Genomic DNA, 25,768 nt, shown 5'->3' on the forward strand with positions numbered 1-25,768 from the left:
CATGCGCGGCTGGTTTCGCTTCCGGCACTTTCGCACGCGCCTGATCGTGCTCATCGCCGGCCTGCTCGCGCTCGTCCAAGTGGCGACCTACCTCGTCGTCTCCCGCGCCAACCGCTCCAACGCCCTCGCCACCATCAACGCCGACCTCGCGCGCGCCGCCCGGCAGTTCGCCGCCAACGCCCGCCTGCGCGAGGAAAACCTCCTGCGCGACGCCCGGCTGATGGCGAACGACTACGCGATGAAGCAGCTCTTCCTCATGGAGGAGTTCAGCCCCGCCACCGCGCGCTCCGCCCTCGCCTCCTACAGCGCGCGCGTGCAGGCCCCGCTGCTCGTCCTGCTCGACCCCGCCGGCCGCCCGCTCTCCAGCACCCGCAGCGCCATCGCCGCCGCCGACCTCGCGCCCTTCCACGAGCTGCAGAAACGCGCCGAGGCCTCCGACGCCCAGCAGGCCTCCGGCTACGGTTACCTCGACGGCGAGCTGCACCAGCTCGTCCTCGTTCCGCTGCTCGCGCCGCCGCCCGAGATCGTCGCCTGGGTCGGCCTCGGCTTCCCCATCGACGCCGAGACGGCGCGCGAACTGAAGGCGGGTTCGGACGTCGAGGTGACCTTCCTCTCCGGCGGCACCGACGCCCGCGCGCTCGCCTCCACGCTCTCGGCGGAGATGGCCGGGCAATTCGAGTCGAACCACCCCGTCGCCGCGACGCACCTCGTCTCCCTCGGCGGCGAGGACTACGTCACCGCCGTGCAGATGCTCCCGATCGCCGGCGGCCCGCCCGCCCTGATCGCCCTCCAGCGCTCGCTCCGCACCCAGCTCGCCCCCTCGCGCCGCCTCGAGCGCACGCTTCTCCTCGGCACGCTCGCCGGCCTCGCCGTGGCGACGCTCGCCGCCCTCGGCCTCGCCCGCAACCTCAGCCGGCCGGTGCAGCAGCTCGCCGCGCACACGCACCGCGTCGCCGCCGGCGACTACACCCCGCGCCTCGACCTGCCGCGCGCCGACGAGCTCGGCCAGCTCGCCACCGCCTTCAACCAGATGACCGCCGGCCTCGCCGAGCGCGACCGCGTGCGCGACCTGCTCGGCAAGGTCGTGTCGCCCGAGATCGCCGCCCAGCTCCTCCACTCCGACCTCCAGCTCGGCGGCGAGGAACGCGAGGTCACGATCCTCTTCTCCGACCTGCGCGGCTTCACCGCACTGAGCGAGAAACTCCCGCCGCGCGAGCTGCTCGCCCTGCTCAACCGCTACCTCGACCGCATGAGCGCGGTGGTGGAGAAGCACGGCGGCGTCATCGACAAATACATCGGCGACGCGATCATGGCGCTCTTCGGCGCCCCGGTGGCCGGACCCGACGCCGCCGCGCGGGCCCTGGCCGCCGCCCGGGAAATGCGCGCCGCCCTGGCCGAGTTGAACCGCACGCTCGCCGCCGAGGGCCGGCCGCAGCTCGCGCTCGGCATCGGCATCAACACCGGCCGCGTCATCGCCGGCAACATGGGCTCGCACACGCGCCTCAATTACACCGTGGTCGGCGACGGCGTGAACCTCGCCGCCCGCCTCGAATCGCTCACCAAGGAGCCCGCCTACGGCGCCACGATCATCGTGAGCGAAGCCACCGCCGTCGCCGCCGGTGCCCTCGGCCAGCTGCGCGCCCTCGGCGCTGCGACCGTGAAGGGCCGGACCGAGGCGGTGAAGATCTACGCCGCCGACGCCTGAGCCCGCTCCGCCGGCGACGCGCGCGTCACTCGGCGGCCGTCCTCTGTCCGCAGCGCTCCTTCCTCAGTCCGCCGCCCACGCCGCCTTGGGCGCGATGCGGATCTTGGCGCGGAACGCGTCCGGGATCGGCGCGGCGGTCATGCCGCCCTTGCCGTCGGCCGTCACGCACACCGCGGTGATCTCGCCCTGCGCGCAGAGCTCGGGATCGACCTTGCCCTTGGTCACCTGGCGGAACTGGAAGAGCAGCACGATCGCGCGGGTGCGGATCTCCTTCACGAAGAGCCGGACCTCGACCGTGTCGCCGAAGCGCAGCGGCGCGCGGTAGTCGCACGTGGCGTTCACGCGCGGCCAGCCGACGACCTGTCCCGGCGCGAACGAGATGAGCGGCAGGCCCGCCGAGCGGTAGAACGCGGACTCGCACGCCTCCATCCAGCGGAAGAAATTCGAGAAGTGCATGATTCCCGCCATGTCCGTCTCGGCGAACTCGACGGTGCGCGTGATCGAAAACTCGGAGACCATGCGCGCGAGGATTGGGCGCGCGCCGGGCGACGCAATGCCGGATGTGCGCCGCGGGGCTAGGCGTTCGCCCGAGGCCGCGCCGGCGCGGCCCGCCGGGTTTTCTTAGGCGAAAGTCGGGCGTGCGCGCGGGGGTGCGGACTTGAGCGCGCCGGCGCGCGCGCTACGGTCCGCGGCCATGAAGCATTATCTCCGCGCCGGATGGATGGGAATCATGGCCGCGCTCGCCGTGTCGAGCGCCGTCGCTTTCGAGGGCCGCGTGTCGCTGGCGATCACGTCGGGCAAGGACCGCGAGCAGGTGATCGATTTCGCCACCAAGGGCGATCTCGTGCGCATGGAGCCCCAGTCGGCCGAGGCCGCGGGCGCGACGATGATCATGAATGCGGCGAAGCAGGAGATGACGATCCTCATTCCGCGCGAGCGCATGTATATGGTCATGCCGCTGCGCGGCGGCGCGGCGGCGGAGCCGGGCACCGGCTCCGCGGACGTCAAGGCCGAGAAGACCGGCCGCACGGCGAAGATCCTCGGCTACGACTGCGAGGAATACGTGATGAGCGACAAGGGCGAGACCACCGAGCTGTGGCTCACCGAGCAGCTCGGCAACTTCATGGGCCTCGGCGGCGGCAATCCGATGGGCGGCATGATGGGCGGACGCAAGGCCAAGCCGGAGGGCGCCGCGTGGGAGAAGCTGCTCAAGGGCAAGAAAGGCGTGTTCCCGCTGCGCGTCGTCGGCCGCGACGCGCGCGGCAAGGAGAAGTTCCGCCTCGAGACGAAGAAGATCGAGCCCGGCGCGCTGCCGGACGACCTGTTCGCGCCGCCGGCGGGCTTCCAGAAGTTCGCCATGCCCGCGATGGGCGGCTTCGGCGCCTGAACGGCCGCCGCCCAAGACCGCCGGTCGCGTCCACCGCGGCCGGCGATTTCGTCGCGCGTCGCGACGCTTTGTTACGGTGCGGAAAAATCATCCGGGAGCCACCGGCGCTCCGGGGGATGAGGGCTTGACTCAGCCAGAGCGCAGGCGTTCGCTGAGCCATTCTAACCTCGGAGTGGTTCCTCCGGGTTTCCAACACCAACACCTGCATCTGCACCATGCATAAATCGTTCACCAAACTGCTCACCGCCGCGGTGGCAGTCGTGACGCTTCTGGCGTCTACAACCGTCGCGCTCGCGCAAGGCATCACCACCGGTGCCATCGTCGGCACTGCACTCAACTCCTCCGGCCAGCCGGTCTCCGGCGCGGCGGTCACCATCGTCCACGAGCCGTCCGGCACCCGTGCGACCGGCGTGACTCGCGCCAACGGCCAATACAACGTGTCCGGCTTGCGCGTGGGCGGTCCCTACACCGTCACGATCACCGCCGACACCTATCAGGAGAGCGTTCGACGCGAGATCTACGTCGAACCGGGCTCCAGCGTCGATGTGAGCGCCAAGCTGGCCTCCTCGGGCGTCGTGCAGCTCGAGGCCTTCAACGTCGTCAGCAACCGCGACACGACGTTCGGCGCCGGCAAGATGGGCACGGGCACGGCGTTCAACGAGGCGGAAGTGAGCAACGTCACCTCCGTGCGCCGCAACATCCAGGATATCGCGGTGCTCGATTCCCGCATGTTCCTCGGCTCGCTCGACCAGGGCGGCCAGCTGAGCGCCCAGGGCCAGAACTTCCGCTTCAACTCGCTGCTCGTCGACGGCGTCCGCTCCGACGACCAGTTCGGCCTCAACAGCAACGGCTTCTCCTCCCTCCGCGGCCCCGTGCCGATCGACGCCATCCAGTCCCTCGGCGTTGAGCTGAATCCCTACTCCGGCCGCTACTCCGGCTTCACCGGCGCCCTGATCAACACCACGATCAAGTCCGGCACGAACCAGTTCGAAGGCAAAATCTACTACGAAGTCTCCAACGAGAACCTCCGCGCCAAGAACCCGCTCACCGGCGTCAAGGAGACCTTCGACGAGAAGAGCTACGGCATCGTGTTCAGCGGCCCCATCCTCCGCAACCGCCTCTTCTTCTCCTACGTCTACGACAACTTCGAGCGCACCACCGTCCCGCCGCAGGCGACGTTCATCCCGAACTCGGCCAGCCTCGACCAGATCATCGCGCGCGCCAAGGCGCTCGGCTACGATCCCGGCAGCTTCGGCGGCGGCGCGGACAACGTCTCCACCCAGGAAACGCACATCGGCAAGCTCGACTGGAACATCTCGGACAAGCACCGCCTCGCCCTCACCTACCGCCGCAACTACGGCGTCGAGTCGATCTTCCCGAACTACACCGGTTCGACGACCACGTCGCTCAGCGGCCACTGGTATACCCAGAACCGCAACACCGACTCCTACGTCGCGCAACTGAACAGCCAGTGGACGCCGGACTTCCGCACCGAGCTCACCGGTTCCTACACGAAGTATGACGGCTCCCCGCAAAACTCGGCCGCCGCTTTCCCGATGGTGACGATTTTCGGCGTCTCCGGCACACGCTCCAGCGATAATGCCGCGATCAACGGCGGCGTCGTCCTCGGCACGGAAAACTCCCGCCAGCTCAACAAGCTCAACACCGAGGAGAACCAGTTCAAGGCCATCGGCGAATGGTCGCGCGGTGACCACACCCTCACGTTCGGTGTGGAAGACGTCGCCACCGACTATGTGAACGCCTTCGTGCAGAACACCAACGGTGTCTACACCTTCGGCAGCAACGGCACGCCTGGCAGCGGCGTTACTGCCTGGCTCGCGGGCACGCCCCCGGCCTCCTACCAGCTCGCCAAGCCCTATGCTGGCTCCACCATCGAGAATGCGGTCGCCCGCTGGAGCTATGACAATTACGCGGCCTTCCTCGAGGACACTTGGCGCCCGAATGGCCAGCTGACCCTCCTCTACGGCGTTCGCTTCGACTATCCCTACATCGGCGAGGCTCCGCCGGTCGCCGCCGGCTTCCAGGCCGCGTTCGGCATGCCGAACAACACCACCAACAGCGGCAACTACACCGTCGCTCCGCGCGTCGGCTTCAGCTACGAGTTCGCCACGGCGCGCAAGACCCAGCTGCGCGGCGGCGTCGGCCTCTTCCAGGGCAAGAACCCCGCCGTCTGGCTCTCGAACGCCTACTCCAACGCCGGCTCCGTCTACAACTACACCGCCTCCACCAGCGAGCTGGCCGCCATCACCTTCAATCCGGACCCGGCAACCCAGACCGTCCCCGGCTCGGCCAATCCCGCTCCGAACATCAACGTCACGGACCGGGATTTCGTTCAGCCGCGCCTCTGGAAGTCGAACATCGCCGTCGACCATGAGCTGCCCTTCGGCGGCATCACGGCCACCGTCGAATACTACTTCAACAAGGTCGACCGGAGCGTGAACACGCTCTTCCTGAACTACCTTGAAGCCGGCACCCTGCCCGACGGCCGCATCCGCTACGCCGGCACCATCCCCGGCAATGCCAGCACCAGCACCTCGGTCAACGGCCGCCGCCGCGTCTCCACCTTCGCCGACGTGTTCTACCTGACGAACACGGACAAGGGCCAGGCCTGGGGCGCCACCTTCAGCCTCGCCCGTCCGATGAAGAACAAGTGGGGCTGGTCGTTCTCCTACACGCATGGCAACGCCACCGAAGTGAGCCCGATCACCTCCTCCACCGCCTCCTCGAACTACTCGAACCGCGCGGTGTTCAACCCGAACGAGGACATCGCCTCCACCTCCAACACGAGCATCAAGGACCGCATCGTCGCGAGCATCACGCGCCAGTTCGAGTTCATCAAGAAAGCGCCGACCACCGTTTCGCTCGTTTACCAGGGCCGCACCGGCCACCCCTACTCCTGGGTGTTCTACGGTGACGCCAACGGCGACGGATACGGTTTCAACGACCTGCTCTACGTCCCGACCGGTCCCGATGACCCGAAGGTCACCTGGGCGAACACGGCCCAGCGCGATGCGTTCTTCGCCTTCGTCGAGTCCAGCACGCTGGCGAAATACAAGGGCGGCCATGCCCCGCGTAACAGCGAGACCTCCCCTTGGCTCCAGACCGTGGACCTGAAGTTCACGCAAGCGCTCCCGATCTACAAGAAGGTCCGCGCGGAGCTTTACCTGAACGTCCTCAACTTCGCCAACCTGCTCAACGACAAGTGGGGCATTCAGGAGGAAGTGCCGTTCTCCTACCGCCGCGCGGTGGTCAGCGCCAAGTATGATAACACCACAGCCGGCGCGTGGGCCTATACGTTCACCAACACCACGCTCAACACCGTCCCGACGACGGTCGACGACACGCCGGTCTCCCGCTGGCAGGTCCTCGCCGGCATGCGCATCAAGTTCTAAGCGCATCCTGAGCTGATTCTCTCTCGAGGCGGCTGCGGCAACGCAGCCGCCTCTTTCTTTTTTGTCCCGCGGCGCTCCCCCGCGGGGAAACACTCCGGCCTCGCCGCGCGAAGACAGGCGCCGATGCCATTCCGACGCCTCATCATCCGTGCGCGCGTGCGCCGTCGCGCATTGCCCGCCCGCGCCGCGGCCTCGCGCGATGTCCCGACCGGTCATCGACTGCGCGACGCGCGTCCTGGCCGCGCTCGCGCCAGAGGAGAAACGCGCGCGGCACTTTCGTCGGCGCGCGCCGCGAAAAATTCTCCTCTGAAAACGCCGGCACGCCTGCCGCAACATTGCGTCAAGAAATTTTTCCGCGGAAAAAGCACGCCCGCCCGCCACCCCGTTTTCACTCGGGAAAGCGCCGTTTCCGCCGCTCCCGCATCGCGCGCGACACCGCGAGTTTGGGAGTTTTTTTTGTCCACCAAAAAATGTCGCGATTTTGCCGGAGAAAAAATTGACGGGGTATGGGCCACTACCATTAGTAGTGCCCCTGGTTCCGGGCAGCCACATCCTGTGGTGGTCAGCAACGTGTGAGGAAGTTCCAGCAACTTCGGTTCGCTTGGGCGTCCTGCGCGCTTCTATGACCACGGGAGGATGGTTTTGCCGCCAGCAAAACACACCCGTTTCACGTTCGACACACACCTGCGCTAGCCATGCTCAAATCTTTCCAAGTCGGCTCCAAGACTTTCGTCCTCGATCAGGAAAAAGCCGAAGCCGCGTTCGCCGGCAAAAAGGTCATCAACGGCCGCCAAGTCCCCTACTTCAACCTCCTCCCGCTGAAGTTCCAGTGGGCCTACGATCTCTACAAGAAGATGAAGGCCAACCACTGGGAGCCCGAGGACATCCCGATGGGCAAGGACATCGAGCAGTGGCGCGATGCCAAGGCCGTCACCGACCAGGAGCGCTGGATCATCCGCATGGGCATCGGCTACTTCTCCGCGGCCGAGGGCATCGTCGGCGACAACATCCAGCACGTCGTCCGCGAGCTCGTCACCGCCCCGGAACTGAAGCTCGTCCTCGGCCGCCACGCGCACGAGGAGAACATCCACGCCGACTCGCTCCTCTACATGATCTCCTCGCTCGGCATCAACCCGCACGAGTGCGAGGCGATGTTCGAGGACATCAAGTCGATCGATAAGAAGAACCAGTTCGTCAACCGCGCCTCCAACGCCCTCCGCCGCGACCTCGACCTCACCTCCGTCGCCAACAAGCAGCTCCTCGCGAAGAACATCTTCATCTTCGGCCAGTGCATGGAGGGCACGCAGTTCTACGGCCTCTTCGGCATGGTGCTCTCGCTCTATCGCCAGAACAAGTTCCCCGGCATCGGCCAGATGTTCCGCTACACCCTCCGCGACGAGTCCAACCACATCGAGCTCTTCCGGAACCTCTTCATGGACCTCGTCGAGGAGAACCGCGAGATCTGGACGCCCGAGTTCAAGGAGGAGCTGCGCCAGACCATGGCCGAGGCCATCGCGCTGGAAAAGGAGTTCATCCGCGACTGCCTGCCCGTGAACGCCGTGGGCCTCGCGATCGACGAGTTTCTGACCTACATCGACTACATCGCCGACCGCCGGCTCGAAGGCTGCGGCCTTGCCCCGCTCTCCGCGGGCATCAAGAACCCGCTCCCCTGGCTGGCCGAGATGATGGACATCAAGAAGGAACAGAACTTCTTCGAGGGCCGCGTCACCGAATACCAGAAATCGTCCGCCCTCCAAAACACCAGCGACGACGAACTCTGAGCCGTCCCGCCCGCGCGGGACGGCCCCTCGCCGAGCCCCGCGCCCCGCGCGCCGGCCGGCCCGGATCCCTCCCGCTTTCGTCCCCTTTCCCCTACCCCTCCGTCCGCCCGTCCCCACCCCACGCAGTCCGCAATCACGATCTCCATGAGCGATTCCTCTTCCGTCCACACCGACCTCGTCCTCAAGAAATTCACCGGCACCCCGCAGGACCAGAAACCCAACTATAACTGGCGCGACGTCCTCCGCGAAGACGTCACCGTCCCCGAAGTCGAGGTCCTCTGCCCGCACGGCACCGAGCGCTTCGACCTCGCCGAGGTCGCCGACACCGTCGGCAAGTCCCTCGCCAACCTCATGCTCGCCAAGGGCGAGAAGGACATCTTCAACGAGAAGAACCAGCGCTTCGTCGCCGACGTCACCCGCGAGGTCGCCACCAACCTCACCAAGCAGGCCCTCACCCGCGGCCCGCTCCGCGTCTCCCTCCACGACCTCTACGTGCTCATCGAGAAAACCCTCGTCGACAATAACGCCCACGACGTCGCCAAGTCGCTCCTCCACAAGCGCGCCCAGAAGCTCCCCGTTTCCCGCGAGCACCCGACCGTCGCCGTCAAACTCATCCGCCGCAACAACCAGGTCGTCCCCTGGAACGAGGCCAAGATCGAGATCGCCATCCGCAAGGCCTTCCTCTCCCTCCGCAAGGACTCCGCCCCCGCTCCGCAGATCGCCCGCGCCGTCACCCAGCGCGCCGCCGAGCTCAAGCAGGCCTTCCTCCACATCGAGGAAGTCCAGGACATGGTCCAGGAAGAGCTCATGAAGGCCGGCCACTTCAAGGTCGCCGAGGACTACATCCTCTACCGCGCCATGCGCCACGCCTCCCGCGCCCAGGAGTCCGCCGCCCGCCACGCCGGCGACGTCGAAGCCGCCGCGACGGCCGAGCAGGCCCCCGAGGCCGCCGCCAACCCGCCCCAGGGCCAGAACTCCATGATCGTCGTCCAGCGCGCCGACGGCTCCACCTACTTCTGGAACGGCGAGGACCTCAAGAAGCGCATCGAGTTCGCCTCCATCGGCCTCAACCTCTGCCTCACCGCCGACCAGATCGAGGCCGAGCTCCGCCGCTCCACCTTCGACAACATCGGCCAGGGCGACCTCAACAACACCATCGTCCTCAACGCCAAGACCCTGATCGAAAAGGACGCCGACTTCGCCAAGTTCGCCGGCCGCATCCAGCTCACCTACATCTACGAGGAAGTCCTCGGCTGGGACATCGTCCGCGACGGCATCGGCGCCCTAAAGAAGGCCCACCAGCAGGCCTTCGCCCCCTACGTCGCCCGCGGCATCGACATCAAGCGCCTCTCCCCGCGCCTCAAGGAATACGACCTCGCCAAGCTCGCCGCCGCCATCGACCCCTCCGCCGACCTCGACCTCGACTTCCTCGGCGTCCAGACGCTCTACGACCGCTACCTGATCATCGACAAGACCGGCAAGCGCTCGCGCCGCCTCGAGACCCCGCAGTTCTTCTGGCTCCGCGTCTCGATGGGCCTCTTCCTCGACGAGAAGTCCGACCGCGAGTCCTGGGCCCTCCAGCTCTACGGCCTCTACAAGAGCCGCCGCTTCTGCTCGTCCACGCCGACCCTCTTCAACTCCGGCACCCTCCACTCCCAGCTCTCGTCCTGCTACCTCTACTACGTCGACGACAGCCTCGAGGGCATCATGTATCGCGGCATCGCCGAAAACGCCCAGCTCTCCAAGTGGGCCGGCGGCCTCGGCGGTTCCTGGACCGCCGTCCGCGGCACCGGCGCGCACATCGCCGGCACCAACGGCGAGTCGCAGGGCGTCATCCCCTTCCTCAAGCTCCACAACGACCAGCTCGTCGCCGTCAACCAGGGCGGCAAGCGCAAGGGCTCCGGCTGCGCCTACCTCGAATCGTGGCACAACGACATCTTCGAGTTCCTCGAACTCCGTCGTAACACCGGAGACGACCGCCGTCGCACCCACGACATGAACACGGCGAACTGGATTCCCGACCTGTTCATGAAGCGCATGGAGTCGCGCTCGCACTGGACGCTCTTCCGCTCCAACGAAGTCGCCGATCTCCACGAGACCTACGGCCGCAAGTTCGAGGAGCGCTACGCGCACTACGAAAAGCTCGCCGAGGAAGGCAAAATCCAAGGCCACAAGGTCGAGGCCATCGAGCTCTGGAAAAAGATGCTCTCGATGCTCTTCGAAACCGGCCACCCCTGGATCACTTTCAAGGATCCCTGCAACCTCCGCTCCCCGCAGGACCACGCCGGCGTCATCCACTCGTCCAATCTCTGCACGGAGATCACGCTCAACACCTCGAACGACGAGACCGCCGTCTGCAATCTCGGCTCCGTCATCCTCGAGTCGCACCTCAAGCCCGACGGCTCGCTCGATCACGACAAGCTGCGCGACACCATCCGCATCGCCCTCCGCGCCCTCGACAACGTCATCGACATCAACTTCTACCCGACGCAGGCCGCGAAGACCTCCAACATGCGCCACCGCCCCGTCGGCCTCGGCGTCATGGGCCTCGCCAACGCGCTCTACATGAAGGGCGTCGCCTTCGCCTCCCCCGAAGCCGTCGAGTTCAACGACGAGTTCATGGAGGCCATCGCTTACTACGCCTACGAAGCCTCCTCCGACCTCGCGGCCGAGCGCGGCACCTACTCCAGCTACAAGGGCTCGAAGTGGGACCGCGGCCTCCTCCCGCAGGACACCCTCGATCTCCTCGAGCAGGAGCGCGGCGTCCCCGTCGACGTCCCGCGCGGCGGCAAGATGAACTGGGAGCCGCTCCGCGCCAAGATCGCCAAGCAGGGCATGCGCAACTCCAACTGCCTCGCCATCGCCCCCACCGCGACGATCTCGAACATCACCAACACGTCGCCCTGCATCGAGCCCTACTACAAGAACCTCTACGTCAAATCGAACCTCTCGGGCGAATTCGTCGTCATCAACACGTTCCTCGTCGAGGACCTCAAGGCCCGCGGCCTCTGGAACCAGGAGATGATCGACGCGCTGAAGTATTTCGACGGCGACCTCGCCGACATCGAAGCCGTCCCGGCCGACCTGAAGGAGAAATACCGCACGGCCTTCGACATCGACTACAAGTGGGTGATCGACGCCGCCGCCCGCCGCCAGAAGTGGATCGATCAATCGCAGAGCGTGAACCTCTGGCTCAAGACGCCGGACCTGAAGACGCTCTCGCACATGTATCGCCACGCCTGGAAGACCGGCCTCAAGACGACCTACTACCTCCGCTCCCTCGGCGCCTCGAACATCGAGAAGGCCACGGTGAACGTGAAGAAAGAGGTTCGTGGTGCGGCCGGTGAGACGAAGGCGGAGACTGCAACCCGCGATGCCAAGAAGGTCTACACCGAGGCAGAGAAGAACGCGTGCTCGATTGAGGCGATGAGGAACGGTGGCACCTGCGAAGCATGTCAGTGATGCGACCTGCCCGCCGTTGCTTCAACGAACACGGTAACGGCGGCACGTGCGAAGCTTGCGTCTACGGGAGCGACTTCAAAGTCAGCTAAGGAGCGGAATTCTCTCCAGCTTAAACTTATCCTGCGCGAACCACAAAGGAGAGCCCTGCCCGCGCACCATTCCAACTGATGGACTTCTCTGGTGCTCAAATTACAAAAGCCGGAGAATCGCTCCGTAAATTCAGCAAACTAGAGCGTGCTGAAAAAGACCGTGTGCTCGAAGTTCTGGCTTTTTTTCGTTTATGCCACGAGCGCCCTCTCGATAACGCAGTCAAACTACTGAAAGAAACCGTTCTTCCAATAGACCGGACCGCAATCTTTGGTAAACGCCTCAAGCGATATGTGTCCATTTATCGAAAGCTAGTTCGGTTCGAGACCATGACTCTCCGTAACATGCACGATATTGGAGGTTGCCGTGCGATCGTTACGACAGAAAAGAAACTATGGCAGGTCGTTCGCGCTCTGCGAAGAGCCAAAGAGTTCCGATCCAGCACCGGAGTGATTCGCAAGAAGGACTATGTAACTACGCCCAAAGACGACGGCTATCGAAGCTACCACTTAATCGGAACATTCGACGGCGCCGGTGACGTCTCAAGAAACATCGAAGTGCAGATTCGAACACGAATTCAGCACTACTGGGCAACGGCTCTCGAAATCGTAGACCTATTCACAGGCCAAACACTGAAATCCAATAGCGGATTTCCTGAATGGAAGGTTTTTTTTCGAGAGGTTGGCCTTCAATTCTCGATCATAGACTCGATTCATATGATCGACAGCATTCCGGCATCGAGTAAGCGGTCGGAATTTCTCAAGAAACTCGCGCTGGTCAAAGATGGGCGAGAGTCATTGCAACGCCTCCAACAACTATCGAAGCGACTAAAAGTAATTGAAAAACTAGAAGGCTACGCGAACTCGATCGAGATCGTGAATAAGCAATTGGAGTTGGGTCAAAAAAGGGGATATGTCCTAATTACAATCGATCCTGCTCAGAAGATTGTTAACACTAAACACTTTTCCGAACAAGAAAACGAGTTAGCGAACGTTGAATATTTGACTGCTGAAAAGCACGCAGCAAAGTCTGGCCAGTCTGTGGTTGCACTGGTTTCGAGCGCCGCGATGGGTGGAATCAAGGAGTCATACCCTAACTATTTTGCCGACTCTACCGAGTTCCTAAAGCGCCTGTTTTTTCTCGAATCGATAGCGTGAATTGAGACGTGCGAACAGAAAGCGTCAGGCTGCGAAAAATAAAGCGAGCCGCGACGGGGTCAGCAAAAGGGGTTAGAATCCGCATTGCACGCACGCCTCGCCTAAAGCTCACAAGCGTCGCGTGATCATCTTTAGCGACATTGTGCAAAACTTTGATGGCGACGCGCTCACCATCGGTTCTCTCCGCATCGTAAATCGATCCAAAGCCACCTTTCGTCAGTGGTGAATTAATCTTGAAGCCCATAAAAATATTCCGAGGCGCCACACTGGTCACAGACCACGCTCGATGGATCGCTTCTGCATATTTTTTCCAAAATTCAGCATATCTCGCTTCACGCGCAGGATCACCTGAGTGCAATATTCTTGATGCCTCTTTATTTAAGGATTGTCGGATTTCCTCAGCGCTCAGGCGCTCGATCTCTTCTGGTGGCGGAAGCACAAAGCCACGCTCTTTGCTCGTTGAAGGCAGAACTGGCGGCGGCTCCGTTTCCCGCGGAACCCATTTGTTTATATCTTTAACGATTATGCTTACGTCGCTGTGATCCTCTGAATTATAAAAAATAATTCTAACCTTGTGATCTTGAGCCCAGGCGACTGTAGCGGCGTCAGACCGGTGAGTAATCCAATAATGTTCGCCGCCAGAAAAACCTATCGCCTTGAGACGGGCAAGGTGACGTGAGATCGCAGGGTCGTCTGCTGTTATTCCGATAAATAAAACCGTGCGTGAGGTAAAAAGAGTGCTTATGAATTGTTGATATGCTTCTATCCGCATCAGGTTCTCAAGATCATCAGCCGTAAAAACCCACGATTTAACCTCAGGCAGCACACCATGCAAATTGACCACGAACTCCTTTCCACTGGTAAACAGATCAGTATGCCGGTCACAGTCTATGCCTGAGAATTGACGCACTTCGCGTGCTCCACCAAATCGCTCTGCGAATGCCCGTCCTACAAACCCGTCTACGTTTAGTGTTACAATACCACCGAGCGGCAAGCGCCACAGATCAACATACTCATCAGGAGGAGACGCACTGGCCGCATTCGCGAATGCAGATCGAATTTCGGCGGTATATGATGTTTCAAGCATCGCGCGTCTTAGAAATTTCAGGGCCATCCATAAGTCAGCCTCATGCTCTGCAACTCCGATCAAATGTTCGTCTTTTTGCCTGGAGTCTTTTCGATATTGGACCTCTTTTTTAGCGGCAGCAATCAAGCGAGTTTTCAACTCAACCCAGCTCGGTAATCCAGCTGACCTACTGAGCCCAGCTCCGCAAATGACGACCACTTGTCGAGTGCGTTCAGCGATTACTTTCCGAAAGGCCACATAGCTTGGTTGATCAAAATCGAATGCCATAGAATTTTAGTCTGAGTGGCCCGCTCGACTCGGGCATGATTTGGGGTAAACGGATACTTCGCCAAGATAATCTTTGGAAATACGCATACCCCGATTTTTGCAGTCTGGTTACATGGGCAGGTTGCTCTATTACAGATTGAGCGGAAGAGGTCATAGGCTAACCCCGACTAAGGGAATAGGCGCAACCGCCGCGCTCTCGCCTTTCCGCAAGTGCGTCCTCAGCGTCGCGCCATGCCCCGCCTCAGTTTGCTCGCCGCCTGTCTGCTGTTCGCCCTCGGCTCGGTTCCCGGCCGAGCGGAGTCGGCCGATGAAACCACCGCCGTCCGCCAGCGGATCGTCGACGCCTATCACGCCGCCTTCGTCACGCAGGATCCCGCCCGGTATCGCGCCCTGCTGACCGACGACTACCTCCTCCTCGAACACGGCGAACTGCTCGACGTCGCCGGCGACCTCGCCCTCATCCCCAAACCCGAGGCGGGCTACCGCCGCACCGATCAATTCGATTTCCACCAGGTCCGCGTCGCCGGCGACACCGCCTGGGCCGTCTACACGTTGCGCTCCGACATCACCGACCCGCAGCACGGCCCCCGCCACCGCGACTATCTCGAAAGCGCCGTTCTCCGCCGCGTCTCCGGCCAGTGGCGCATCGCCCTCCTCCACTCCACCAAGCTCCCGTCCCCCGCGGCGAAATGACGCCCCGCCACCCGCTCCCGTCCCTGGCCCCGATTATCTGCCCCGCCATGCGCTTCCGCCTCTTTCTCTGCCTGCTCGCTCTCGCCACCGTCGCGCTCGCCAAACCCCGCGCGGGCGCACTCCGCAGCGTCGACGTGATCGCCGCTGCCGATGCCAATCAGGCCTCCGCCACCGCGCTCGATCTGGTCTTTGTCTATAGTCAAGAAGCCGGCGCCCTCTTGCCCAAGAGCGGTCCCGAATGGTTCGAGAAGAAAAGCGCCCTCCTGAGCGGCCTCGCCGCACAGATCGACGCGGTCTCCCTGCAGGTTCCGCCGGGCACCGCCCTGCCCGCGGTGACGCTTCCCGCCCAGCAGCGTCGCGCCGTGATCGTGCTGGCTTACCTCAACTACCTCGCCCCGGAGGGTCAGCCCGTGCTGACGCTCACTTCATTCCGGCACGCGGTGATCCGACTGCATGCCACGAGCGTCGACGTGGCGGAGCAGCCGGCCGGGCCCGGTCACGACTCCTGAAAACGTCCCTCCGCCGGCGGACGCCTCGCCGCCCCTGACGGAATTCCCCGGGCGGCTACCTTCTCGCCCTGCAAGACCCACGCCCCAAAACGAACCCGCGCGCTAGCACGCGGGTTCGGGAGGACGGACGACTACTCCGAATACACCGGCGCGCTCCCGGAATTCTTCAGGAGGCGGACCGAGGCTTCGCAATCGGCCTTGGCCACGTAGCTCTCGCTGCTCCGGGCGATCGCTTCGCGGTTCTCGGCGTAGTAGAGCCAATACCAATTCCCGCCGGCGTCCTTTTTCAGGACGTAGCAGGGATATTTACGGTCGGTCATGGTTCCGCGTGGATCGGAGGACTCAACCGGCCGGCTTGGCCGCCGCGGCGGGCGGCTCCTTCGACGCGCGGTTCGTCACGGCGCTCACGGTGAACCCGTAGTCGCCCAGCTTCCGCATCTCGTCGACGTGCACGCCACTCAGAATGTCCCGAGACGCGCGCAGAAACGTCACGATCGTTTCCAGCGCGGCGTCGCGAGCCTGGGTGGCCGCTTCCGCTTGCGCTTGCAGGCGCTTCGATTCCCGATGCGACGCTTCCGCCGCCGCGATGGCCGGCGTGATCTTGTCCCACTTCAACTGCCCCAGCGGCGAAGCCGCGCCGAGTTCGGCGTGCTTCCCCGCGATCATCTTGGCGAGGTTGATCCGGTCGTCCACGGTGGACGGGAGGTCAACGCGCACTCTGTTCGCACTCATACTTTTTGTTTTTTTGGCGGTTAACCAGGAGCCTATTGGGCCCTGCTCCTGAGCGCGGCGGGCCCAACGCGCATTCTCTGAAACGTCCCCTCGCCGCCCAATCTATCAAAAATCTTTCACGGCCGTGCCGCTCGCGGCATCGCCCGAAAGCCCACGCCCCCGCTTCGAATACTCATTCTTGTAAATGAGAAACTGGGTTTTCGAAGTCCGGAACTGGGTTTTCCATTTACAATACCCACTCTCCGACTTCGTAGACGCACCTTCACGATCCGCGCGCCTCAGTCCCCCGACTTCCCGACGCTCTCCCGCATCTCGAAAACCCACTTTATCATCCGCGCCCGCCGCTCCCCGAGCGGCGCGGGCCGCTGCCGCCACTGCGAGAGCGGCTTCCCCGCCGCCGGGACTCGTGTTTTGACCGCCGGGAAGCCCGCCCGCCGCGGCGGGCGGGCCGCGATCACCGGGTCAGCACCACATGCGTCGCCGCCGGGGTCGGGGTGTGCTGCGTCACCCGGTAGCCGAGCTGCGGGAGGTCGAGGCCGGCGAGGAGGGACTCCCCGCGGCCGAGCAGCACCGGGGAAATCGCGAGGTGCAGCTCGTCGATCAGGCCGGCCTGGAGGTATTGGCGCACCGTGGCCACGCCGCCGCCGATGCGCACGTCCCGTCCGCCGGCGGCGGCCCGGGCCTGCTGCAGGGCGGCATGGATGCCGTCGGTGACGAAGTAAAACGTCGTGCCGCCGGCCATCGGGATCGGGGGACGCGGGTGATGCGTCAGGATGAAGACCGGCGTGTGGTAAGGCGGATTGTCTCCCCACCAGCCCTTCCACTGCTCATCCCGCCACGCGCCGCGGCTCGGCGCGAACATGTTGCGGCCCAGGATCCACGCGCCGACCCCCTCGAAGCCGCGCTCGGCCAGCTCGTTGTCCACGCCGGTCGTCCCGTCGCCCGCGCCGATCATTTTCTGGAAGAAGCGCGTCGGGAAAAACCACTCATGCAGGCCCTTGCCGCCCACCCCCAGCGGATGCTCGAGGCTCTGATCCGGCCCGGCGCCGAATCCGTCGATCGATAGGCTGAAGCAATGCACACGTAGTTTGGACATGGGTGATTTCGTGGGAGGGTGGCAGGGAGCGCCTGGAACGTGGCGCGGAAATGCCCCGACGCAACCATCGCGTCGGAGCTCTGCTGCTTCGACGAACCAGCCGCCCCCGGCCGGACAGCGAATTGCCCGTTTTCGCCGGCGACGCCGCCCCCGCCCGCCGACGCCCGCCCGGCCGCGGCAGTCGCGACCGGGCGGGCGAAAGGTGCGCAGCAGCCGGCGTCCGCTCTCGGCCGCCTCCCGCGGGCGCCCGGCCCGTCCCGGCGCGCGGATTCCCGCGTTGCGTCCGTGGCGCGGCTGCGCTGGGATCGGGCCGAAATCGCGCGGGCCACGCGATGCCCCTGATGAATCGTCTGGTTGACGGCAGCCGCCTCCGCTTCAGCGCGGCGCATGATCGGGAAAAGGCCCCTTTCGAATCGCCGGGCGTCCCGCGGGATTTCCTGGCCGGAGTATCCGGACGCCGCACCCGCCACCGGCCCGCGCGTCGGCGCGACGGAAGCGCCCGCTCGCGGACGCCGCGCCCGCGACCCACGGCCGGCCGCGACCAGACGAACCTTCCCGGGAGCATCCGGCCGCCGGCGCGACGCCCTCTTTCCTGAACGCCCCCTGCTGAGCCCCCCATGAACCCGTTTTCCGCCTTCAATTTCGGCCGACTGATCAAGACTTTCCTCCCGGGTTACGTGCATTTCCTCTCGCTCCTGCTCGCCGGCTACACGGTGGCAAATTCGCTCGGTTATCAGGACGAGTTCAAGCGCCTCACGAATCACTCCGAGGTGCTGCTTTCGGTCGGCGTCCTGGCGGGCAGCCTGATCCTCGGCATCCTCTCCAACATGGTGGTCTGGGGATTCGTCACCGATCGTTTCGTGCGCCGCCATTTCCCGCACGACGGGGTGCTGCGCGAGATTCGCGAGCAGGTGGTGCAGCATTACCTCTCCCGCGTGTCGATCAACGGCGGCATCAAGCCCGCGCACCTGCAAGCGCTCCGCACCTTCGTCGATCCGAAATACCTGCTCATGCATCGCATCGACACCGCCAAGCTGGTCTACCTCGAGGAGAGCTACTGGTATTACATGGAGTTCCAGCTCAACATGGCGGTCGCCGGCATCGTCGCCTACGCCGCCTTCGCGTGCTACTGGAGTCACCGCGCCTTCGAGCGCGGCCTCTCCTGGAAGTGGGCCGCGATCGTCGTGCTGGCCACGCTGGCCGTCGGCGGACTGTGGACGATCTGCGTTCGCACGGCTCGCCGCAATTACGAGCGCCACGCCAACGGGCTCGTCTCCCTGCTGCTGGGTCACCTGCCCAGCGAGCCGCGCCAGCCGGAGTAGCCCGACCTCGCGGCCTGAAAACCGGTCGCCTCCGACCGGCCCGAGCCCGATGCGATCCGGTGCAAGCCGCCCACGACGCCCCGCCTCCGCCCGGGTGCGCGCCACGAACCGCCGCCTGCGCGACCGGGCTCAGTCCGATTCTAAGAACTCATCCGGTCGGCCGTAGTCTCTGCCGATGCGCCGCCGTATTTACTATATCGTCCCGCTCCTCGGTCTCGTGGCCTTCGCCGCCGGCTATGCCCATTGGAAAACCTCCCGCAGCCCGCGCGTGGCGGTGAAGGGGCGCGCAATCTACCCCTGGATCAGCCAGGGAGGCGACGGCACGCGCGATGCCGAGGACGCGCTCCGGCGCGGCAGGCACAGTCTCCTCGTCTACGGCCTCCTCGACGACGACGCGACCGACTATCAGGCCGTGCTGCGCGAGGACTACGGCGTCACCACGACCGTGATCGCCGGCTGCGTGGTGGACGACGATCTGCTCCGCTACGCCAACGCCTACAACGCCGTCATGCGCCGCGACCTTCAGCAGCGCTTTGGCGCCGACATTTTCAAGGTCGCCGAGGCCAAGGCCGCCGCGCGTTACGTCGCCCGCCACCACGCCGCCGCGCCGGAGTGATCGGCCGCGAGTTCCGCGTGCCGCGGCGTCCACCGCCTGCGGCAGCGGTGGCGTCCGTGCCTTCCGCGGGCCGCTCCCGGCTTGTCCGCCGCGCCCCGTGTGCGCGCCGGGCGGAATGCCTTTCCCGCCGGGCGGCCCGCGCGGCACGCCCTTGGCGGCGGGGATGGATTTTGCCGCTCGCCCATGCTTGTCGTCGGGCGCGGCGCTCGTAGTGTCGGCCGATCCGGTGCGATGGGCCGCGCCCGCCGATCTCCTCACCCCCGCCCCATGAGTTCGCTTTGCCCTGCCCTTCCTCGTCTTCGCGTCGGCATCGTGCTCGCCACCGCGCTGCTCGCCGGCCTCGCGCGGGCGGAGCCGGTGTTTTCCGGCTACTTCGTCGACGCCACCGGTCCGGTCTTTTCGCTCACGAGCGAAGGGGGCCGCGACGCGCGCTGGGTGTCGCTCGGCGAGAGCTTCGACGGCTACAAGGTCACCGCCTTCGATCGCGCCGCCCAGAAGCTCACCCTCGTGCGCGAGGGGCGCACGGTGGAGGTGCGGCTGCGGGCGGCGCAGGTCCAGGATTCGCGGCCGGCGCGCCGCGCCTATATCCGGACCTTGCGCGGCCTCGCGCTCGCCCAGGAACTCGCGAAGGATGGCGACGTGCCGCTCGGCGACTTGCTCAAGCGCCGCCAGCAGGTGCTCGACCAGCAGGACGGCACCAAGACGAACCGCTACGCCCTCGCCTACTTGAACGAGCGCATCGACGAAATCGCCGCCGCGCGCGCCGCGGACCTGGCCAAGGAGCCCTGAGCGGGCCACGGCGGAGGTCCGCCCCGGGCCGGGCGCCGGTCGCGGCAGGTTGTCGCGTGGAGAGAATGCCCCGCGCGCGCCTCAGGCGGTCTCGCGGTTCGAATCCTCGGGGCTCGGCGTCGCCGCGGGCAGCGCGACGCCGGCTCTTTCCAGTTCGCGGCGCAGCGCGGGCAGGTAGCGGTGCGGCAGGTCCTCGAGTTCGAACGTGAAATCCACCTCGAAGCCCTCGTCCTCGAGGAAAAGCAGGATCTCGTCGAGCTCGTCCACATCCTCGTCGAGGAAATGCTCGTCGATCACCGACTGCGGGCCGCGGTGCGCCATCAGCACGGGCCAGAAGCGCTCGGCTTCCGGATCCGATTCCTGCAGCGTGACCGGCCCGCGGAGGCCGGCGCGCTCGATGCGCCCGGCGTAGTCGCTCAGGCGCGAGAAAGCGAAGGCGAGATTGGCCAGCCGCGCCTCGCGCAGCAGCCGTTCGCGTTGTTGGAGAAGGTGGGAAAGATTCATGGTGTCATGCTGCGGCCCGTGCCGCGGTTGAAGGTTCACGGTGGATGCTCGCACGGTCCAAACCGCTCACGCTCGCGCCCGTCGCCGCTGGCTGCGCGCGCAGGGCCTGTCGCTGTTCCGTCCTGACGTTGCCTGACCTGCTAACTCGTAGTAGTCGCTAACGCAGAAACCTGACTCTCGTTGCCTGACTCAAATCACGATCTCGACCGTGCATCTGACCCGACATCGAACAGCCCTCTGATTCGTCACATTCCGCGATTCCGCAAGGAAAATCTCTGTCCCGAGAGTCAGGCGTGCGACGATCCCGGTCCCGACGCTCCGCCGGCGCCACGCGGCGAGGGAGATGCGGCCGGCGCCACGGTCGTCGGGCGCCCGTCCCGCCCTCCCCGCGGGCGGCATGAAGTTCGGGCTTTTCCGTCGCGCCCGCGGCGCCATGCTTACGCTCAACCCCAAGCCTATGATCCCCTATCAACGCCGGGCCCCTCGCTGGATGCATGTCCTCTGCCTGGTGCCGACCGTCGGGCTGACGGCCGTGCTGACCGACGCGGTGTTCCTGCCGGGCGAGCTCCTGTTCCCCGCGGAGACAAAGGAGCAGATCGACCCGGTGGGCCGGCTGATCCTGGGCCTGCTGAGCCTCGTCGGCGCCTTCCTCGCCGGCGTCTTTCTCTACCGGGTGGTCAAGAGCCCCGTGTGGTTCCGGATGGACGAGCGCGGATTCGAATACAGCCCCGGCGGCATCTCCACCGGCTTCATCCCGTGGACCGACGTCGAGCGGATCGACGACGTGCCCGTGTTGCAGGGCGGCGCCGGCGGCGCCCGCACCGTGCGCGCGCTCGGCGTCCACCTCAAGGACCCCGCCAGCTACATCGCGCGCCAGCCCCACACGCTCCATGCGCTCTTCGAGCAGCGGCGCTATCAGTCCGGCACGCCGCTGGTCATCGCCGCGGGCGATTTCGGGCGCGAGTGCGAGCGCGTCGTGACGACGATGCGCGACTGCGTCGCGCGCGCGCGGTCCTGAGCGGGCGCAACCGGCCGCAAAATCGAGTCGCCAGTGCGGCGCTTCGCGGTCTGACTTCGCGCCCATGGCAACGGGGCTGCGATGGGAGGCATTGGTCGAGGCGGACTACGGCGCGGTCAGCGATCTGGGAGACGCCGCCCATCCCACGCTCTTCGAACGGCAGGAAGTGCTGGAGCAGAAGATGCGGTTGTGCCCGGAAGGTTGCCGCAAGCTGACGGACGGCACCCGCCTGCTCGGCTACGGCATCTGCCACCCCTACTGGCTGCACGCGATCCCGCCGCTCGACACCTTTCTCCCGCCGCTCGAGCGGCCGGCCGACTGCCTCTACATCCACGACGTCGTGGTCGATCCCTCGGCCCGCGGCCACGGCTCGGCCGGGCGGTTCGTCGCGCATGTCCGCGCGGTCGCCGCGCGCCTCGCGCTGCCGGCGCTGGCGCTGGTGTCGGTCTACGGCACGCATCCGATGTGGGCCCGCTACGGTTTCGCCGTGGTCGACGATCCCGCGCTGGCGCCCAAGCTCGCCTCCTACGGCGCCAGCGCCCGCTACATGATTTCGCGCCATGGTTGATTACCTGAAACGCCTGCTCACCTACTTCGGCGCCATCGCCACCGCCGTGGTCACGATCAACGCCGCGCTGGGCAAGGACGGGCTCGACTGGGCCTGGATCCTGCTCGCCTTCGGCGTGCTGCTGCCCACCGTCGCGCTGGCGGCGTGGATCGAGCGCCCCCGCGCGGCGACAGCCACGCCTTCGACGCCACCGACGGCAGCGACTCGCTCGGCTTCGCGCTGCAGGATGCGCTCGCCCAGGCCCGCTTCGCCGCGCGCGACGACGAGGCGGCGGCCCGGGAAGCCAACGCGATGGTCCGCCACGGCCTCGACAAGGGCTGCATCCGCTACGACGACTACCGCGAGTGGCGGAAGAAGAACCCGGCGGTCTTCACCGCCGTCGTGGACCGCAAGAACCGCCTGATCGGATTCTTCGACGTGTTTCCCCTGCGCGCCGCCACGGCCGAGGAACTCATCGCCGGCCAGCGCTCCGAGCGCTCGCTCGGGCTCGACGACATCGTGCCGGCGGAGGAAAACCTCCGCGTGCAGCACATCTACGTCGCCACCGTGATGTATAACGCGCGCCACCCCGAGTTCGGCGCCCTGGTGGCGAAGGACGTCACGATGGTGAAGCTGCACGAGCACATCACCGGGACCTTCGGCGATCTCGGCGCGCGGTGCATCCTCGCCTTCGGCCACACCCGGCCGGGCCAGGCGACGCTCAAGCGCTTCGGGTTCGTCGAGATCCTCCCGTCGCACCGCAACCGCCAGCGCGACCCGCTCTATCGCCTGCCGAGCGGAGCGATGGGGACGCTGGAGCGCCGCTTCGCCGGCATCCGCAAGCTCGCCGGCGCCTCGCCCGACGCCCGGCCGCGCCGCGCCGCCGCGGGCAGCAAGGCCCGGAGCGCGGCCAAGGAGTCCGCCGGCGCCGACCCGGCCGAGCGGTAACCGCCGCGCCGCCAGGCGAGCACGCAGCCCGGCTCGCGCCGCGCGGCGGGAAGCCCCGCCGGGTCCGGATCAGTGCCGGGCGGGGCGCAGCGACCCTTTACCGGTCGCGCGGGAGGCGTCCGCGGCGTCCGCTTACTTGTGCTCCTCGTAGCTGATCTCGATCTTTGCGGCGAAGGCCTGTTGCTTGGCCGCGCCCTGGAAGCGGATGCTGTGCGAGAGCTCGTCGTAGACGAAGCCGTTCTGCGGATCGGCGGCGACGGGCCGGCCGTCGACGAGCACGCGGAGCGTCTTCCGCGCGAAGGTGGCGCCCGGCTCCACCGGGTCGAGGGCGACGGCGACGGTGTCGGCGATGCGGTCGCCGAGGGCGGCGAGCGGCGCGGAGAAGTCGCTGTCGATGTTCAGCACCGTGCCGCCCGTGAGCTCGGCCGCGCGGCGGTGCGAGCGATTGTCCGCCGACACGACGGCGTGCATCTCGATTTTCCCGCGCTGGTTGCCCTTCACGATGATGAAGGGGCGCAGCACCCAGTAATTGATGTAGCCGTCGAGCGTCTGGCGCTGGGCGGGATGGCGCGCGTTGTAGGCCTGGATCAGGTCGGGCAGCTTGCCGTCCTCCACCCACTCGGCCTTGCGCGTGCCGTCGGGCTGCGGCTGCCAGGTGGCCATGCGCGTCTCCTCCTCGTCCATGAAGAAGACCACGATCGCCGTCGCGTCGGGGCGGAGCAGCGTGTGCCGGCCGGCCTGGGCGTCGGCCACGAGATTGTAGACCGCGGTGAAGGCGGTGCGGTTGCTGTCGCCGTTGGTGCCGACTTTGACGAGCTCGGCGAAGACCGCGTCCGGCGTCTGCGGCGTGACCCACGGCTGGGGCAGGACGGGCAGCGTCACGAGGTTGCCGTTGCTCGCCACTTCCTTGGTGGTGCGCTTGGGCTGGCCCTTGCGGTCGAGCACCGGCCGGCCCGCCGCATCGAACGCGATGGACTCGACCTTCTTGAAGTAGCGCTCGCCCTGGTTGACGAAATCCGTCGTCAGCACGCCGATGCGGTAATCGAGCTTCTTCGCGTCGAAGAGCTGGCGGAAGCGGCGGAGGTTTTCCGCGATGCGCTGCTGGTGCGGCGCCATGGAGCGGGAATTGTTGATCACGAACACGAGGTCGACCTGCCGGCTCTTGCTGCGATCGACCACCTGGTGCCTCGGGATGCGGACGGGCTCGACGGTGACGTTGATCACGTTCTCCACGCCGAGCTCGGGATGGTTCTCGTCGGTCGTGTAGTAGTTGAAATGGTCCTCGCCGATGAAGCCGGGATTCGGCGCGTAGGTCAGCTCGCCGGTGCGCGGGTCGAGTTGCGCGGTGCCGTGCTGCGCGCGGACCTTTTCGTCCAGGGCGTAAACGACCTTCGGGTCAGCGATGGCGGCGCGGTCCGCCGCGGGCATGAAGTCCTGGTGATTGGGGATCCGCTGCACGACCGGGGTGTTCGGGCGGGTGCGGAGCGCGACGGCCGCGGCGGTCAGCGTGCGCGCGCGGGAGCCCTTGACCGTGAATTCATCGAGCACCACCGGCGGCGGGGGCCGGACCTGGATCACGACGCGGTTCTCGAAGACGAGGCCGGAGGTGGTGTTGCGCACGGTGTAGGTGAAAGCGTCCTCGCCCGTGTAGTCCTCGCGCGCCTCGTAGGCGAAATAGCCGAAGCGCGAGGTCTTGTTGGCGAAGAAATCCGTCTCATCGCCCTCGCCGGCCAGGCCGACGCGCCCGAACTTCGGCTCGACCGTGATCGTGTAGACCAGGTCGGACGAGGTGTCGGCGCTGAGGATCTCCGGCGCCACGGTCAGGCGGCCGGACAGGCGCCGGCCCTCGACTTCGAGGGTCGTGGGGGCGGACGAGACGATCCGCTCCGCGGCGCCGGCGGCGGGTGCGGCCGGAGTGTCGGCCCGCAGCGCGCCGGGGAAGCACAGCGTCGCCGCGAGGAAAAGAAAACCATCCGCGTCCAGTTGGGCAGCTTGATCAGGCAGGTCATCGTGGTGTGAGCGATAACCTCCTTAGTCTGGGACGGCCAGAAGTAGTTCCGCGGCGCCGCAGGATCGCCAGCCGGCGAGGGGCGAGCCCGCGGCCGCCGGTCGCGCGGGCGAGGCGAGCGCCGGGCTCAGTCGACGGTCGCCCCGATCGCGATCGTCGCCTCGTGCGTTTCCTCGGCGTGCTCCTCCTCGACCTCGCGGAAGCGCTCGGCGTTGAAGCCCAGCTCGGCGCGGTTGCCGTTGAAGGGGTCGAGCGGGTTCACGAGCTCGTGCAGGAGGATGCGCACCGTGACGCTTTCCTCGGACGCGCCGTTCGGCACGATCTTGCCGTCCTTCACGATCGCCAGCTTTTCGCGGCCGAGCGACACCTCGCGCACCGTGTAGGTCGCGCCCTTGACGGGCAGCGCCGTATAAAACTCCCGGATCGCCGCCGGGAAGACATCGTCCACGCAAACCACCTTGGCACCGACTTTCATGGCCTCCACGGGACACACTCGCCGCCAAAGCGCAATCCCCCAAAGGACCGGTTCCGCGGCCATCGGGGAAAGAACGAATCGTGGGTTCACGACCGCACCGCGACCCGGCTGCGCGCTCCTCCGGCCGGACGCTCAAAGCCGGCCCGGCGCCCCGGGGGAGGAGCC

General features: G+C 65.9%; 22 protein-coding genes. 14 read left to right on the forward strand and 8 right to left on the reverse strand.

What is annotated here, in order from left to right; translation table 11 throughout:
* The first annotated feature begins 1 nt into the window (after position 1).
* Entirely contained in the window at positions 2-1,705 is a 1,704-nt protein-coding gene (locus tag ACMYLB_RS18075; protein ID WP_415908336.1) for an adenylate/guanylate cyclase domain-containing protein, read from the forward strand.
* A 63-nt stretch (positions 1,706-1,768) separates the two neighbouring features.
* Here ACMYLB_RS18075 and ACMYLB_RS18080 read toward each other — a convergent pair whose 3' ends face one another.
* The gene (locus ACMYLB_RS18080) at positions 1,769-2,224 is read right to left on the reverse strand and encodes an acyl-CoA thioesterase (protein WP_415908337.1); all 456 of its coding nucleotides are present in this window, start codon (positions 2,222-2,224) and stop codon (positions 1,769-1,771) included.
* A gap of 175 nt (positions 2,225-2,399) precedes the next feature.
* Between ACMYLB_RS18080 and ACMYLB_RS18085 the strand changes: the two genes are divergently transcribed.
* From ACMYLB_RS18085 to ACMYLB_RS18105, 5 genes are all read left to right on the forward strand, one after another.
* Entirely contained in the window at positions 2,400-3,092 is a 693-nt protein-coding gene (locus ACMYLB_RS18085) for a DUF4412 domain-containing protein (protein WP_415908338.1), read from the forward strand.
* Positions 3,093-3,307: 215 nt separating this feature from the next.
* Positions 3,308-6,505: a TonB-dependent receptor gene (locus tag ACMYLB_RS18090; protein ID WP_415908339.1), complete on the forward strand. Its 3,198-nt coding sequence runs from the start codon at positions 3,308-3,310 to the stop codon at positions 6,503-6,505.
* 695 nt (positions 6,506-7,200) lie between these two features.
* On the forward strand, positions 7,201-8,286 hold the full coding sequence (locus tag ACMYLB_RS18095; protein ID WP_415908340.1) for a ribonucleotide-diphosphate reductase subunit beta: 1,086 nt from the start codon (positions 7,201-7,203) through the stop codon (positions 8,284-8,286).
* A gap of 144 nt (positions 8,287-8,430) precedes the next feature.
* Positions 8,431-11,748, forward strand: coding sequence for a ribonucleoside-diphosphate reductase subunit alpha (locus ACMYLB_RS18100; RefSeq protein WP_415908341.1), 3,318 nt, complete (start codon positions 8,431-8,433; stop codon positions 11,746-11,748).
* A 167-nt stretch (positions 11,749-11,915) separates the two neighbouring features.
* On the forward strand, positions 11,916-12,992 hold the full coding sequence (locus ACMYLB_RS18105; protein ID WP_415908342.1) for a (p)ppGpp synthetase: 1,077 nt from the start codon (positions 11,916-11,918) through the stop codon (positions 12,990-12,992).
* On the opposite strand, the gene ACMYLB_RS18110 is transcribed toward ACMYLB_RS18105, so the two are convergent.
* On the reverse strand, positions 12,946-14,346 hold the full coding sequence (locus tag ACMYLB_RS18110; RefSeq protein ID WP_415908343.1) for an SIR2 family protein: 1,401 nt from the start codon (positions 14,344-14,346) through the stop codon (positions 12,946-12,948). The genes ACMYLB_RS18105 and ACMYLB_RS18110 overlap by 47 nt on opposite strands.
* Positions 14,347-14,577: 231 nt before the next feature.
* On the opposite strand from ACMYLB_RS18110, the gene ACMYLB_RS18115 reads away from it, so the two are divergent.
* Together ACMYLB_RS18115 and ACMYLB_RS18120 are read left to right on the forward strand one after the other, a co-directional pair.
* Positions 14,578-15,039, forward strand: coding sequence for a nuclear transport factor 2 family protein (locus ACMYLB_RS18115; RefSeq protein WP_415908344.1), 462 nt, complete (start codon positions 14,578-14,580; stop codon positions 15,037-15,039).
* Between the two features lie 47 nt (positions 15,040-15,086).
* A complete protein-coding gene (locus tag ACMYLB_RS18120; protein WP_415908345.1) occupies positions 15,087-15,548 on the forward strand; it encodes a hypothetical protein in 462 nt (153 codons plus the stop codon).
* 131 nt (positions 15,549-15,679) lie between these two features.
* Here ACMYLB_RS18120 and ACMYLB_RS18125 read toward each other — a convergent pair whose 3' ends face one another.
* The 3 genes from ACMYLB_RS18125 to ACMYLB_RS18135 form a co-directional block, all read right to left on the reverse strand.
* On the reverse strand, positions 15,680-15,868 hold the full coding sequence (locus ACMYLB_RS18125) for a YegP family protein (RefSeq protein ID WP_415908346.1): 189 nt from the start codon (positions 15,866-15,868) through the stop codon (positions 15,680-15,682).
* 22 nt (positions 15,869-15,890) lie between these two features.
* Positions 15,891-16,241, reverse strand: a complete 351-nt coding sequence (locus ACMYLB_RS18130) for a hypothetical protein (RefSeq protein ID WP_415908347.1) — start codon at positions 16,239-16,241, stop codon at positions 15,891-15,893.
* A 493-nt stretch (positions 16,242-16,734) separates the two neighbouring features.
* On the reverse strand, positions 16,735-17,376 hold the full coding sequence (locus tag ACMYLB_RS18135) for a dihydrofolate reductase family protein (protein WP_415908348.1): 642 nt from the start codon (positions 17,374-17,376) through the stop codon (positions 16,735-16,737).
* Between the two features lie 617 nt (positions 17,377-17,993).
* On the opposite strand from ACMYLB_RS18135, the gene ACMYLB_RS18140 reads away from it, so the two are divergent.
* From ACMYLB_RS18140 to ACMYLB_RS18150, 3 genes are all read left to right on the forward strand, one after another.
* Positions 17,994-18,698, forward strand: coding sequence for a hypothetical protein (locus ACMYLB_RS18140; protein ID WP_415908349.1), 705 nt, complete (start codon positions 17,994-17,996; stop codon positions 18,696-18,698).
* 175 nt (positions 18,699-18,873) lie between these two features.
* Complete coding sequence (locus ACMYLB_RS18145; RefSeq protein ID WP_415908350.1) at positions 18,874-19,314, forward strand: hypothetical protein; 441 nt, start codon at positions 18,874-18,876, stop codon at positions 19,312-19,314.
* Positions 19,315-19,581: 267 nt separating this feature from the next.
* Positions 19,582-20,103, forward strand: coding sequence for a hypothetical protein (locus ACMYLB_RS18150; protein ID WP_415908351.1), 522 nt, complete (start codon positions 19,582-19,584; stop codon positions 20,101-20,103).
* 81 nt (positions 20,104-20,184) lie between these two features.
* Here ACMYLB_RS18150 and ACMYLB_RS18155 read toward each other — a convergent pair whose 3' ends face one another.
* The gene (locus ACMYLB_RS18155) at positions 20,185-20,607 is read right to left on the reverse strand and encodes a hypothetical protein (RefSeq protein WP_415908352.1); all 423 of its coding nucleotides are present in this window, start codon (positions 20,605-20,607) and stop codon (positions 20,185-20,187) included.
* Positions 20,608-21,097: 490 nt separating this feature from the next.
* On the opposite strand from ACMYLB_RS18155, the gene ACMYLB_RS18160 reads away from it, so the two are divergent.
* The 3 genes from ACMYLB_RS18160 to ACMYLB_RS18170 all read left to right on the forward strand — a co-directional run bounded on the left by ACMYLB_RS18160 (position 21,098) and on the right by ACMYLB_RS18170 (position 23,120).
* A complete protein-coding gene (locus ACMYLB_RS18160) occupies positions 21,098-21,625 on the forward strand; it encodes a hypothetical protein (RefSeq protein WP_415908353.1) in 528 nt (175 codons plus the stop codon).
* A 64-nt stretch (positions 21,626-21,689) separates the two neighbouring features.
* On the forward strand, positions 21,690-22,193 hold the full coding sequence (locus ACMYLB_RS18165) for a GNAT family N-acetyltransferase (RefSeq protein ID WP_415908354.1): 504 nt from the start codon (positions 21,690-21,692) through the stop codon (positions 22,191-22,193).
* Positions 22,194-22,337: 144 nt separating this feature from the next.
* Positions 22,338-23,120 carry a hypothetical protein gene (locus ACMYLB_RS18170; RefSeq protein WP_415908355.1) on the forward strand — a complete coding sequence of 261 codons (783 nt, stop codon included), beginning with the start codon at positions 22,338-22,340 and terminating at the stop codon, positions 23,118-23,120.
* Between the two features lie 132 nt (positions 23,121-23,252).
* Here the strand turns inward: ACMYLB_RS18170 and ACMYLB_RS18175 are convergent, their stop codons facing one another.
* The gene (locus ACMYLB_RS18175; protein WP_415908356.1) at positions 23,253-24,938 is read right to left on the reverse strand and encodes an Ig-like domain-containing protein; all 1,686 of its coding nucleotides are present in this window, start codon (positions 24,936-24,938) and stop codon (positions 23,253-23,255) included.
* Between the two features lie 317 nt (positions 24,939-25,255).
* Positions 25,256-25,603, reverse strand: a complete 348-nt coding sequence (locus ACMYLB_RS18180) for a hypothetical protein (RefSeq protein WP_415908357.1) — start codon at positions 25,601-25,603, stop codon at positions 25,256-25,258.
* Positions 25,604-25,768: the final 165 nt, after the last annotated feature.

This window comes from Oleiharenicola sp. Vm1, assembly GCF_047777955.1.
GTDB lineage: Bacteria > Verrucomicrobiota > Verrucomicrobiia > Opitutales > Opitutaceae > Didemnitutus.